9 protein-coding genes are annotated in these 14,403 nt (G+C 33.6%); 7 read left to right on the forward strand and 2 right to left on the reverse strand.

Going from position 1 to position 14,403, the window contains the following annotated elements; all coding sequences use genetic code 11:
- Positions 1–8: 8 nt before the first annotated feature.
- Entirely contained in the window at positions 9–371 is a 363-nt protein-coding gene (locus tag DU428_RS09460) for a CoA-binding protein (RefSeq protein WP_072351254.1), read from the reverse strand.
- Between the two features lie 445 nt (positions 372–816).
- Positions 817–1,827: a 3-oxoacyl-ACP synthase III family protein gene (locus DU428_RS09465; RefSeq protein WP_072351255.1), complete on the reverse strand. Its 1,011-nt coding sequence runs from the start codon at positions 1,825–1,827 to the stop codon at positions 817–819.
- A gap of 209 nt (positions 1,828–2,036) precedes the next feature.
- On the opposite strand from DU428_RS09465, the gene DU428_RS09470 reads away from it, so the two are divergent.
- The 7 genes from DU428_RS09470 (at position 2,037) to DU428_RS09500 (ending at position 14,390) form a co-directional block, all read left to right on the forward strand.
- Positions 2,037–4,478 (forward strand): alpha/beta hydrolase family protein, encoded by a 2,442-nt coding sequence (locus tag DU428_RS09470; RefSeq protein ID WP_113966435.1) that lies wholly within the window; start codon positions 2,037–2,039, stop codon positions 4,476–4,478.
- Between the two features lie 193 nt (positions 4,479–4,671).
- The gene (gene htpG, locus DU428_RS09475) at positions 4,672–6,582 is read left to right on the forward strand and encodes a molecular chaperone HtpG (RefSeq protein ID WP_072351257.1); all 1,911 of its coding nucleotides are present in this window, start codon (positions 4,672–4,674) and stop codon (positions 6,580–6,582) included.
- A 90-nt stretch (positions 6,583–6,672) separates the two neighbouring features.
- The gene (locus DU428_RS09480; protein WP_072351258.1) at positions 6,673–7,629 is read left to right on the forward strand and encodes a tRNA dihydrouridine synthase; all 957 of its coding nucleotides are present in this window, start codon (positions 6,673–6,675) and stop codon (positions 7,627–7,629) included.
- Positions 7,630–7,718: 89 nt separating this feature from the next.
- Positions 7,719–8,780: a hypothetical protein gene (locus tag DU428_RS09485; RefSeq protein WP_072351259.1), complete on the forward strand. Its 1,062-nt coding sequence runs from the start codon at positions 7,719–7,721 to the stop codon at positions 8,778–8,780.
- Between the two features lie 37 nt (positions 8,781–8,817).
- Complete coding sequence (locus DU428_RS09490) at positions 8,818–12,270, forward strand: pyruvate carboxylase (protein ID WP_113966436.1); 3,453 nt, start codon at positions 8,818–8,820, stop codon at positions 12,268–12,270.
- A gap of 29 nt (positions 12,271–12,299) precedes the next feature.
- On the forward strand, positions 12,300–12,881 hold the full coding sequence (miaE, locus tag DU428_RS09495; protein ID WP_113966437.1) for a tRNA-(ms[2]io[6]A)-hydroxylase: 582 nt from the start codon (positions 12,300–12,302) through the stop codon (positions 12,879–12,881).
- A gap of 267 nt (positions 12,882–13,148) precedes the next feature.
- Positions 13,149–14,390, forward strand: coding sequence for a DEAD/DEAH box helicase (locus tag DU428_RS09500; RefSeq protein ID WP_072351262.1), 1,242 nt, complete (start codon positions 13,149–13,151; stop codon positions 14,388–14,390).
- The last annotated feature ends 13 nt before the right edge of the window (positions 14,391–14,403 follow it).

Raw genomic sequence — 14,403 nt, forward strand, 5'->3', positions numbered from 1 at the left:
ACAGAATATTAGTATTGGTTCGTTCCCAATAAAACTAAAGTACAAGCTGTTTCAAAAGCAATATTGTTTTCTTTTAAAATTGCATAAAACTCAGGGTTCTCGGTTCCTGGGTTAAAAATAACACGCTTAGGTTTTAAAGAAACAATGTAGTCGTAATACTCCTCTTGACGTTTAGGGTTTAAATACAAAGTAACCGTGTCTACATCCTCATAAGACTTTAACTCTGTATCTATATTTACTCCAGCAACTTCTCCGTTACGTAAGCCAATGGCAAGGGTTTCATGATTATGATTCACTAATCTGTTTATAGCCATATTAGAATATCTATCCGGATTTAAGGATGCACCAATTACTAAAGTTCGTTTGTTCATATGGAATAATTTTAAGCTCTATAAAAAGCATTTAACCACAAAAGTAACCTTCTAATAAGATAATAGCAAACTTAAAAAATCTCTAGTCTTACTACGGAAGCAAATTAAAAACTAAACAAGTTTCATTAAAAAACAGACTAATAACTATAAATTAGTAAGGCTGAATATTAGCAAAATAAGAAAACCCAAAGCAAAATTGCTTTGGGTTTTCTTGTCTGTACTACCTACTTATGTTAAAATTCGTTAAAGTTTGATTATCAAGCAAATAAACTCAAAAAAGTCACGTTAAAATACCACACCGACTTTGCTACAGAATATTTTTTTGAATTAGTCAACTCACCTTATATTCCTCAACAAACAGTTAGTGTTATAATTTGATTATAGCTTTAAAAGCTCGGATTTGCTAAGTGTTCGGGCTTTTTTACTGTGCGTCAAACTTCTTTTTTTACCACTTAATAATAGCACTTCCCCAAGTAAATCCGCTACCAAAAGCAGCAAGCACAACGGTATCACCTTCTTTTATTTTACCTTCCTCCCAAGCTTCTGTTAAAGCAATAGGAATAGAAGCAGCTGTTGTGTTTCCGTACTTTTGGATATTGTTAAAAACTTGATCATCGTTTAAACCAAATTTCTTTTGAACAAACTGAGCAATTCGAAGATTCGCTTGATGCGGAATCAACATATCTATCGCTTCCTTGGTTAATTTATTTTTCATTAATCCTTCCATTATCACTTCACTAAAACGAACTACAGCGTTTTTAAACACAAATTGTCCGTTCATATGTGGAAAATAACTTTCGTCATTAGGGTCATTATCTTTTAAAATATCATTCACCCAACGTTTACCCATTCCTGGTGCAACTAATACTAGTTCTTCTGCATGTTCTCCTTGTGAATGTAAATGCGTAGATAAAATTCCTTTATCTGTTTTTTCTTCTCTTGTTAAAACTACTGCTCCTGCTCCATCTCCAAAAATAACAGTAACTCCGCGCCCTCTTGTTGTTTTATCTAATCCGTGAGAGTGTAACTCACTTCCTATAACTAGAATGTTTTTATACATTCCTGTTTTAATAAAATTATCGGCTACAGATAGCGCATAAATAAAACCAGAACATTGGTTACGCACATCTAAAGCTCCAACGGTTTTAATACCTAAAGCATGCTGCACTTGCACTCCTGGTCCAGGAAAATACATGTCTGGACTTAAAGTAGCAAAAATAATAAAATCTATATCATCTTTATCAATCCCTGCTCTTTCAATAGCTATTTTGGCAGCTTTCACTCCCATAGTTGCTGTAGTATCGCCAGATCCAGGCTTTACCCATCTTCTTTCCTTAATCCCGGTACGTTCTGTAATCCATTCATCGTTAGTATCCATCATTTTGGATAAATCATCATTTGTAACTACGTTATCAGGTACATACTTACCAAGTCCTATTATTTTCGAATTGTACATTAAAAATCTTTATTCGCAACCCTCGTTTAATTGAAAATTACATGTTTAACAGCGTGCAATTTAACTATTTCAAAAGTAAGAGGTTCCTATATCTAAAAATATTTATTATGCATGCATAATAAACAAAGGCTTTTACTCCCATTTCCCCTAAGGGATCTTACATTGTTTTCCTTATCTTTCGCTTTTTTAAAAATTAACACTATTTAATTATGAAATCATGGATTAATTACATCCTGCTATTTATTGTAATTGCAGGGTATTCACAAGAAAACCTCAGCTATCAAAAACCTCACAAAAACGTACTAGAATTAGCCGAAGCTCCTTTAGCTCCTAGTACAATAATGGATAGTAAAGGGGAAAACATTGTATTCTTATACAGAAGTGCTTATAAAAGCATTGAAGAACTATCTGAAACCGAAATGCGTCTTGGTGGTTTACGTATAAATCCAGTAACTAATATTGGTAGTCGAACTAGATACTATAATAATATAGAAGTAAAAAATAACATAAAAGGAAATCCTAAAGCGGTTTCAGGTTTACCAGAAAATGGCCGATTTGCAAATTTCTCATGGTCGCCTAACCAAAAATATATGAGCTTTACCAATACTGTTTCAACGGGAGCAGAATTATGGATATTAGACATAAAAAATGGAAGCGCTAAAAAACTAACAGAACCACAATTAAACGCAAATATGCGTACTCCCGCAGTTTGGTTCAAAAACAGTGAAGCTTTACTAGTTAAAATGTTACCTAAAAACAGAAAAGCTTTAATCAACACGAAAGAAGCTGTTCCTACAGGACCAACAATTTCAGTAAGTGAAGCTGGTGTAAAAGCGCAAAATCGTACTTATCAAGATTTACTAAAAAACAAAAATGACGAGCATAATTTTGAGCAATTAGCGCAAGCAGAATTACATAAAGTAACTCTAGATGGTAATTCAAGCTTATGGAAAGCATCAGACATGTATCGTCGTATTTCATTTTCACCAGATGGTAATTATGTGCTAATTACAACCATACAAAAACCATTCTCGTACTTAGTTCCTTATTCTAGATTCCCTTCAGAAACTATCGTTTATACATCTAATGGAGATCTAGTAAAATCTATGCTTCAAGTTCCTTTGATTGAAGATTTACCAAAAGGTTTTATGGCAGAACGTACAGGAATGCGTGACCTTGGTTGGAGAGATGATAAACCAGCTACATTATATTGGGCAGAAGTTTTAGATGGCGGAGATCCTGCAAATGAAGTTCCTTTCCGTGACGAAGTTTTTCAACAAGACGCTCCTTTTAACGGAAAAGTGACTTCTATATTAAAAACAAAAGATCGTTTTAGCAGCATTACTTGGGGAACAGACAATATTGCAATTGCCCATGACTACTGGTGGAATACTAGAAACACAAGAACGTATGTTTTTAACCCTTCAAACGCAAATATAGAGCCAACAGTTCTGTTCGACAGAAACTACCAAGATGCATATAGCAACCCTGGAAATTTTGTTTACACTAAAAATGAATTCAACGAATATGTTTTAGAATTAAATAATAACAAAGCATATTTAATTGGTGAAGGCTATACCGAAGCTGGTAAGTTTCCGTTTGTAGATGAAATAAACCTAAATACACAAAAAACGAAACGCTTATACCAATCTACTTTAACTGAAAAAGTAGAAAGTATCCGTTCTGCTGTAAACGCAAAAGAAGGAACGTTTTTAGTTAGTATAGAATCTAAAAACGAATATCCTAATTATTACATCAGGAACATTAAAAAGAAAAACAAGCTTACAGCTTTAACTTCTTTTGAAAACCCTTTCAAGAGTATTCAAAATGTTAAAAAAGAAGTAATCACTTACAAACGTGAAGACGGATTAGATTTATCTGGAACACTTTACTTACCTACAGATTATGAAAAAGGCAAAAAATACCCAATGATTTTATGGGCTTACCCTCGTGAATATAAAGACAAGAAAAGTGCAGGTCAAAATACATCTAGCTCAAACGAATTCACTTACCCATTCTACGGTTCCCCTATTTATTGGGTTACTAGAGGTTATGTAGTTTTAGACGATGCTGCTTTCCCTATTATTGGTGAAGGAGACGAACAACCAAACGATACTTTTATCAAACAATTAGTAAGCAACGGAAAAGCTGCAATAGATGCTGTAGATGCATTAGGTTATGTAGACAGAAACCGAGTAGCTGTTGGTGGTCATAGTTATGGTGCGTTTATGACGGCAAACTTATTATCTCACTCCAATTTATTCGCTGCAGGTATAGCAAGAAGTGGTGCATATAACAGAACCTTAACTCCTTTTGGTTTCCAAAGTGAAGAAAGGAACTATTGGGAAGCTCCAGAAGTGTACTACAATATGTCTCCGTTTATGCATGCTGAAAAAATGAAAACACCATTATTATTAATTCATGGGGAGGCAGATAACAACTCAGGAACTTACCCATTACAAAGTGAGCGTTATTTCAACGCCTTAAAAGGATTAGGAGCTCCTGTTCGTTTAGTAATGCTTCCTAAAGAAAGTCATGGTTATGCTGCAAAAGAATCTATTTTACACATGCTTTGGGAACAAGACCAATGGCTAGAAGAACATGTGAAAAACAAAAAAGAGGAAGAAACAGAATCTTCTTCAAAAAACTAAAAAACTTTTAACTACCGTTTTTAAATGCCATTCCGTAAAGAATGGCATTTTTTTATACTAAAAATGTCAGTTTGTCACCTTTAACCTATTGGCATTTTTGTTGCTAATTGCTTAGCAGTAATATTTAACTAATTATTAATCATATTCCATCTTGATATTTTTCAAGACATAGGAATGACAAAATAAACAAATTATGGCAAAAGGAAATATTAATGTTTCTGTAGAAAACATCTTCCCTTTAATTAAGAAATTTTTATACAGTGATCACGAAATATTTTTACGTGAGCTTATAAGTAATGGTACAGATGCAACTTTAAAGTTAAAGCACCTTACTAGTATTGGAGAATCTAAATCGGAATACGGAAATCCTAAAATCGAAGTAAAAATCGATAAAGAAGGAAAAAAACTTCATATTATTGATCAAGGTTTAGGAATGACAGCTGATGAAGTGGAGAAATACATTAACCAAGTTGCTTTTTCTGGTGCCGAAGAATTTTTAGACAAATACAAAGACTCTGCAAAAGACTCTGGTATAATTGGTCACTTTGGTTTAGGATTCTACTCTGCTTTTATGGTTGCAGAAAAAGTAGAAATCATTACTAAATCACATACAGGAGCTCCTGCAGCACATTGGACTTGCGATGGTTCTCCAGAATTCACTCTAGAACCTCATGACAAAGAAGATAGAGGTACAGAAATCATTCTTCATATTGCAGAAGATTCAACAGAATTCTTAGAAGAAACTAGAATTCGTGAGTTATTAAACAAATACAACAAGTTTATGCCTATTCCAATTAAATTTGGAACTAAGGAAATAAACGACCCAGAGTTTACTCCAAAAACTACTACAGATAAAGATGGTAAAGAAACAACAGAGCCACACAAAAAAATTACTGTAGATGATATAATCAACAACCCAAACCCAGCTTGGACAAAACAACCAGCAGAATTAGAGGATGAAGATTACAAAAACTTCTACCGCGAGTTGTACCCAATGCAGTTTGAGGAGCCATTATTCAACATTCACTTAAATGTAGATTATCCGTTCAATCTTACAGGTATCTTGTACTTCCCTAAGATGACGAATGATTTAAACATTCAAAAAGACAAAATTCAACTTTACCAAAACCAAGTATTCGTAACAGATAACGTAGAAGGTATAGTTCCTGAATTCTTAACTATGTTACGTGGTGTTATTGATTCGCCAGACATTCCGTTAAACGTATCTCGTTCTTATTTACAAGCAGATGGTGCGGTAAAGAAAATCTCTTCGTACATCACTCGTAAGGTAGCAGACAAATTAAAGTCCTTATTCAATAATAACAGAGAGGATTTCGAAAAGAAATGGGATGATATCAAAATTGTTATTGAATACGGAATGCTTTCTGAAGAAAAATTCTTTGAAAAAGCAGATGCATTTGCATTATATCCAACTGTAGATGGTAAATACTATACCTACGAAGAGCTATTCAATAAAATTAAAGCGAAGCAAACAGATAAAGATGGTAAGTTAGTAATCCTTTATGCTTCAAATAAAGACGAGCAACACAGTTATATCGAAGCTGCAAAAGCTAAAGATTACGAAGTATTATTATTAGACTCTCCTATCGTTTCTCACTTAATCCAGAAATTAGAAAGCACTAAAGAAAATATTTCTTTTGCTCGTGTTGACGGTGATCACATCGACAACTTAATCAAGAAAGAAGATACTGCAATTTCTAAATTAAGCGAAGACGAAAAAAAATCTTTAGACGAGCTTTTAAAAGAAACTATTCCTTCGGAAAAATTCATGGTACAATTAGAAGCAATGGATAGTAATGCTACTCCGTTTATGATTACACAACCAGAATTTATGCGTCGTATGAAAGAGATGCAACAAACTGGAGGTGGCGGAATGTTTGGAATGGGTAATATGCCAGAAATGTATAACCTAATTGTAAACACAAACTCCGACTTAGTTGGCGAAATTTTAAGCACTAAAACAAAGAAAAAACAAGAGCGTTTAATCACGCAGAGCTTAGACTTAGCAAGACTTTCGCAAGGCTTACTTAAAGGAGAAGAACTTACAAACTTCATCAAACGTAGCTACGAAATGATAAAATAATCCAGTGATTATTTCAAATATAGAAGAAACCACTTTGAAACATCAAAGTGGTTTTTCTTTTTAACTATATTTGCCCAACTAATTTTTTAGATGGCAATAACCTTACTTTCGTCTCCTTTACAAGGCTTTACAGATTTCAGATTCCGTAATGCCTTTCATCATTATTTTGGTGGAATTGACACTTTTTATGCACCGTATATTCGTTTAAACGGAAAATTAAAAATCAAGCAGTCTTACCAAAACGATTTACAACTAGAAAATAATTCAACAACAAACCTCATTCCGCAGGTAATGACAAACGATGCAGATGAGTTTCTGTTTGTTGTAAAATATGTGCAAAGCCTAGGTTATAAAGAATTAAACTGGAACTTAGGTTGCCCATACCCTATGGTTACCAAATCTGGAATGGGCTCCGGATTAATTTGTAACCCCACAAAAATTGATGAAATTCTAAAAAGAGCGCATAACGAAACAGATATAACTGTTTCTATGAAAATGAGAATGGGTTACGAACATGCAGAAGAAATTTTAGACACCTTCCCTATTCTAGACAATTATCCGCTTAAAAGCATTGCCATTCATGCCAGAATCGGAAAACAACTTTATAAAGGTCCTGTAGATTTAGAAGCTTTTTCTCGTTGCTTAGATAGCACAAAACACAAATTATATTATAACGGAGATATTACAAGTGTAGAAGCTTTTCAAAAAATACAAGAACGCTTCCCAAGTATCGATCATTTTATGATTGGCCGCGGATTAATTGCAGATCCCTTTTTACCAAGTATGATAAAAAATAACACGAATGAATATCCTAAAAATCGTTGGGATATTTTTTCAGAATTTCACGATACAATCTACCAACAATACGACGAATATCTTTCTGGCCCAACTCCTATTAAAATGAAAATGCTTGGATTTTGGGAGTATTTTTCACAATCTTTTTCTAATCCCCAAAAAACCTACAAGGCAATTAAAAAAGCTGGTAATCAAGTAAAATATAAGAATGCTGTTAGTGAAATATTAAGTAAAGAGAGAAAACTATCTTAAATATTCTTTGATAAAAGCTTTAAATTTTAAAAACTTCTACTTGTTATTAAACAATTTTCAATCTATCTTATAGCCTTTAAGTATTTTAAATGGATGAAAAGCTAATTTCAAAGAAAAAACCAGCATTTCCAATAACCGAAATGTTATCAAATTACCTTACTGTAGAAGGCCGAAATATTAAAATCCCAATTTTTTATGAAGACTTACTGCGCTTTCAGGGTGCGGTAGAAATTTTCGACGACAACGGTAAAGACACCCTTTGGATTAGTTGCTACTATGCCGAACACGAAAGAGACGAGATTGAACACAGCTTAAAACAAATGTATGCAATTCTGCATTCCGATGGTAGCGATGTTATTTTACCTTATCTTAATATTGACAGTATAGACTTCTGCACCTTCGGTAACACCAAGCCTTTCCGTGTAAAAATCAGAAATATCATCAATGACAATTATGTCTTTTTATATGTAAAAAAAGCAGATGCATCTAGAATTTATGGCTTAGAATTAGAGCATATCCTATCTCCAAACCATATTAATTTCTTGGTACATAAAGACACACTAATAGAAGAGCATATTTCCGGAATTCCAGGAGATACTTTTATTGAAAGTCATTTAGATAAAATCCCAGAACAAGACAAACGCGCCTTAGCAAAAGAATTTGTAAAATTTAACGAACGCTGTTTTGTTAGGCTTTTAGCCGATATGAGATCCTATAATTACGTAATTGTAATTACACACGATTTTGATAGAATCCAATACAGAATACGAGCAATAGATTTTGACCAACAAAGCTTTGAAGGAAATCCCAAAGTGTATAAACCTCAATTTCTTAAAGAAAACAATGCTTTGGTTCAAATGAGTTTAGAAGTACTAACTCCAGAATCTATAGAGCAATATAAAATTGAAGAACGCTCACTTCTTGCTAAACGTGCAAATAGCGAACAAGAAAGATTAGAAGAGCTTATTAATTGCATGAAGCAAGATGAAATTTCATTTCCGGAAAAAATTGACGAATTAAAGTATGGTCTATTTGAACTTACTGGAGATGTACATTTTAAAAAATCTAATAATATGGGCGAAATACTAAGTACCGCACTAGATTTTATTATTAGAAATTACAAGAGTGAAAATCCATACATCATAAAATAACACACACAACTAAACAACATAACACACAACTAAAAAGATGAAAATTAAAAAAATTCTAGTTGCCAACAGAGGAGAAATAGCAATAAGAGTTCTACGTGCTTGTACCGAGCTAAACATTGCAACGGTTGCTATTTACACCTATGAAGACAGGTACTCACAACATAGAAATAAAGCAGACGAGTCCTATCAAATTGGCGAAGATAACCAACCATTAAAACCATATTTAGACATTGAAGCTATTATAGATTTAGCAAAATCTAAAAAGGTAGATGCTATTCACCCTGGTTATGGTTTTTTATCTGAAAACTCAGAATTTGCAAGAAAATGTGCTGAAAACGACATCGTATTCATTGGTCCAGATCCGGAAGTAATGGATGCCTTAGGCGATAAAATTACTGCAAAGAAAATAGCTGTAAAATGTAAAGTTCCAATTATTGAAAGTAATAAAAAGAAACTATCCTCTTTAAAGGTTGCCATTTCTGAAGCAAAATCAATTGGTTACCCTTTAATGCTTAAAGCTGCTTCTGGTGGTGGTGGACGTGGAATGCGTATTATTAGAAATACCGAAGACCTAGAGCATAATTTTGATTCTGCTAAAAACGAAGCCTTAAATGCTTTTGGAGATGACACCATGTTTTTAGAAAAATATGTAGAAAACCCGAAACATATTGAAGTTCAAATTGTAGCAGACAGACACGGAAATATTCGCCATTTATACGAAAGAGATTGCTCCGTTCAACGTCGTCATCAAAAAGTAGTAGAGATAGCTCCTTCTTACAATGTTTCAGAAGAAGTAAAACAAAATCTATATAAATATGCGGTTGCAATTACTTCCGAAGTAAACTACAACAATATTGGTACTGTAGAGTTTTTAGTTGATGCTGATGATAATATCTATTTCATTGAAGTAAACCCTAGAATTCAAGTAGAACATACCGTTACCGAAATGGTTACAGGTATCGACTTAGTAAAAACTCAAATATTTATTGCTGGAGGGTACAAACTATCCGACGAGCAAATAAAAATATATGGTCAAGAATCTATTGCAACTTATGGTTTCGCGCTTCAATGTAGACTAACAACAGAAGATCCTGAAAACAACTTCCAACCAGATTACGGAAACATTACTACTTACCGTTCTGCAGCAGGAATGGGAATTCGTTTAGACGCAGGAAGTATTTATCAAGGCTATAATGTGAGTCCGTTTTTCGATTCTATGCTTGTAAAAGTATCTGCCCACGGTAGAACTTTAAACGGAGCAACACGAAAAATGGTTCGTGCATTAAAAGAATTTAGAGTTAGAGGTGTTAAAACCAATATTCACTTTTTGCAGAATGTAATCCAGCATCCTACCTTCCAAGAAGGAAAGGTAAATGTGAATTTCATTCAGAATACACCAAGTCTTTTCAAAATTAAACTACCTCAAGATAGAACTTCTAAAGCAGTTCAATTTCTTGCAGAAGTTAGTGTAAACGGAAACTCCGATGTAAAATTTAAAGATGACAATAAAATCTTTAGAAATGCGAAGGTGCCTAAATTTAGTTTATCAAGTCCGTATCCAAAAGGAACAAAAGATTTACTTACAGAACTAGGTCCTGAAGCATTTTGCCAATGGTTAAAAGACGAAAAGAAAATTCATTATACAGACACTACTATGCGTGATGCGCATCAATCACTTCTCGCAACGAGAATGAGAAGTTTTGATATGCTAAAAGTAGCAGAAAGTTTCGCAAAAAATCACCCGAATACCTTTAGTATGGAAGTTTGGGGAGGTGCTACTTTTGATGTTTGTTTGCGTTTCTTACATGAAAGTCCATGGACACGCTTACGCGAATTAAGAAAAGCAGTTCCAAACATTTTATTCCAAATGTTATTGCGTGGGTCAAATGGAGTTGGTTACAAAGCATATCCAGACAATTTAATCGAAAGGTTTATAGAAAAATCTTGGGAAAACGGTGTGGATATCTTCAGAATTTTCGACTCCTTAAACTGGGTAAAAGCAATGGAACCTAGTATCAACTATGTACGAGATAAAACTAGCGGAATCGCACAGGCAGCAATTAGTTACACAGGAGACATACTAGACACAAACCAAACAAAATACAACTTAAAATACTATACACAGCTTGCTAAAGATTTAGAAAATGCTGGAGCGCATATGATTGCTATAAAAGATATGGCTGGTTTATTAAAACCATATGCAGCAACAGAATTGGTAGGTGCCTTAAAAGACACAGTGAACATACCAATTCACTTACATACACACGACACTTCTTCTTTACAAACAGCAAGTTATTTAAAAGCTATTGAAGCTGGTGTAGATGTGGTAGATGTTGCTCTTGGTGGACTTTCCGGATTAACTTCACAACCAAACTTTAATGCAGTTGTTGAAATGATGAAATACCAAGATCGAGCTCACGATTTTGATATGAATTCTTTAAATCAATTTTCAAACTTCTGGGAAGATACTCGTGAGATGTACTACCCTTTCGAATCAGGGCTAAAAGCTGGTACTGCAGAAGTTTATCAGCATGAAATTCCTGGAGGTCAATACTCAAACTTACGTCCGCAAGCAATTGCTTTAGGATTAGGAGACAGGTTTGATGACGTTAAGAAAATGTACGCCCAAGTAAACACTATGTTTGGAAACCTTATTAAGGTAACACCAAGCTCTAAGGTAGTTGGTGATATGGCTATTTTCATGGTAACAAACGATTTAACTCCCGAAGATATTATGAAGCGAGGCGAAAGTATTTCTTTCCCAGAATCTGTTATCAATTTCTTCAAAGGAGATTTAGGACAACCTGTTGGTGGTTTCCCTAAAGAGCTTCAGAAGATTATTCTAAAAAACAAAGAAGCGTATAGCGATAGACCAAATGCTCATTTAGAACCAATAGATTTCACTACAGAATACGCTACTTTCAAAAAGAAATTCCAAAAAGGATTTACAAGAGCTATTGAAGAAGAAGATTTCTTATCATACACCTTATATCCAAAAGTGTTTGAACAAGCGCACGAAAATTATAAACTTTACGGAAACCTTGCTTTAATTCCTACCAAAAATTTCTTCTACGGAATGAAACCTGGAGAAGAAACTTTAATTGAGTTAGAACCAGGAAAAACAATTATCGTGAAGCTTCTTTCTATAAGTGTTCCTAACAAAGAAGGTATGCGAACAGTATTCTTTAAAGTAAATGGAGAAAACCGATTTGTAGAAGTTTTAGATGCTTCACTAAACATAATAGTAGAAGAAAACACCAAAATAGACCCTTCAGATGTGAATCAAGTAGGAGCACCATTACAAGGTTCTCTGTATAAAGTATTAGTTAAGAAAGGGCAAAAAGTTAAAGAAAACGATCCGCTATTTATCATTGAGGCAATGAAAATGGAAACAACGGTTACCGCTTTTAAATCTGGGAAAATAAAAACTATTAGTTTAAAAGAAGGTAATATGGTAAAACAGGATGATTTAGTTGTAACAATGGAATAGCTAAATATTTAATAGAAGAAGAAAAAATAATGCTAGGATTAAAATTAGAAACAGACCCAAGATGGGCAAATATTGCAGAATCTAATCTTGAAGAAATTTTAACAGACCATGCTTGGTGCGAACAAAAAGCAGCTAGTAACGCTATCAAGTTAATTTCCTTGAATCCGGAACTTGTTGATTTGGCTACCGAATTATTAGTCATTGCTCAAGAAGAATTAGAGCACTTTCAAATGGTTCATAATATTATCAAAGCTCGTGGCTACAAATTAGGTAGAGAACAAAAGGACTCTTATGTAAACGAACTTTTTAAATTCATTATAAAAGGGGGCAACCAGCAACAAAGTTTGGTAGACAGATTATTGTTTTCTGCTATGATTGAAGCTAGAAGCTGCGAGCGTTTTAGACTTTTATCAACTACCATTAAAGATAAAGAATTAGCTAAGTTCTACCACGAGTTAATGGTTAGCGAAGCTGGTCATTACACTACATTTTTAGGATTTGCAAGACAGTACGGTAAAGGTGTTGATGTAAACAAACGCTGGGAAGAATTTTTACAATTTGAAGGCGAATTAATTAAAAGCTACGGAAAAAAAGAAACTATTCACGGATAGTTTCCATTGTAATTTTGTTTGTAAACAGCGTTTTGGTAAAATCTAAACACATTCAATGTAATAATACATTCTAAAGAAGATGCTACAAAATGGCATATTCAAAATCTAAAATATCAGTTTATTGATTATTGCACAAGAATAGTTGAAAACAATAACAAAGAAAATTAAGATAAAAGCTTTATTTAATAATATGGAATAAAACTTCCTGTACCTTTGCAAACTACATCTGAAGCATTTTCGCATAAGATTAATAAATTTAATTAAAACATGTCCTTTAAAGACTTACAACTTAATAAACCTTTACTTCGTGCCATTGCTGAAGCAGGTTACGACAACCCAACATTAGTACAAGAAAAAACCATTCCCTTTGTATTAGAAAACAAAGATATTATCTGCTCTGCCCAAACCGGAACAGGAAAAACAGCTGCTTTTGCTTTACCAATTTTACAACAACTATTCGATAAGCAAGATGCACCTAAAAAAGGGAAAAAAATTCGTGCATTGATTGTCAGTCCAACCAGAGAATTGGCAGCGCAAATTCATGAGAATTTTAAAACCTATGGAAAAAACACCAACCTTACAAGTACAGTAATATTTGGTGGAACTAGTATAGAGCCACAAAAAGATGTTTTAAAAAAAGGAATAGATATTCTAATAGCAACCCCTGGTCGCTTACTAGATCTACATAAACAGGATTGCATAAACCTAGATTATGTAGAAACATTGGTTTTAGACGAAGCTGATTTAATGTTAGACATGGGCTTTATTGATGATGTTAAAAAAATAGAACGTCTTTGCCCAGAAGGAAAGCAAATATTATTGTTTTCTGCAACCATGCCTTTTAAGGTAGAACAACTAGCAAACACTATATTAAAAACTCCAGAACGAGTAGAGGTCACTCCTACTTCTTCGGCAGCAATAAACGTAAGTCAGGTTTTATATTACGTTCCTAAAAGAAACAAAATAGAACTATGTTTACACCTTTTGCGCAATACCATTAAAGGAAATATTCTAATTTTTAGAAGAACGAAGTTTGGTGTAGATAAGTTAGAACAAACACTTCTAAAAAACGGTTATAAAGTAGATACTATTCACGGAGACAAAGCTCAAAACTTACGACAAGAAGCGCTTAATAAGTTTAAAAATGGCTATGTAAATATTTTAATTGCAACAGATGTTGCTGCACGCGGAATTGATATAAATGAATTAGATGCTGTGGTAAATTTCGATTTACCAAATATTCCTGAAACCTATGTACATAGAATTGGTAGAACAGGTAGAGCTGGAAATTTTGGAAGCTCTTATTCTCTTTGTTCTGTAGATGAAAAATCGTATGTTAAAAGCATCGAACAACTTATAAACATACAGATTCCAGTTGAAGAGAATCACCCATACCCTTTAGATCCAAAAGCGAAACCAATAATTCATAAATCAAAAAAAACAGGAAGCAAACATAAGAAAGGAAGAAAGAGCGAAGCTTCCAAAAAGAAAAAAAAGCGCTGGTATTAATAGTTAAATTTAC

The organism is Oceanihabitans sediminis, assembly GCF_003337215.1.
GTDB classification, from domain to species: domain Bacteria; phylum Bacteroidota; class Bacteroidia; order Flavobacteriales; family Flavobacteriaceae; genus Oceanihabitans; species Oceanihabitans sediminis.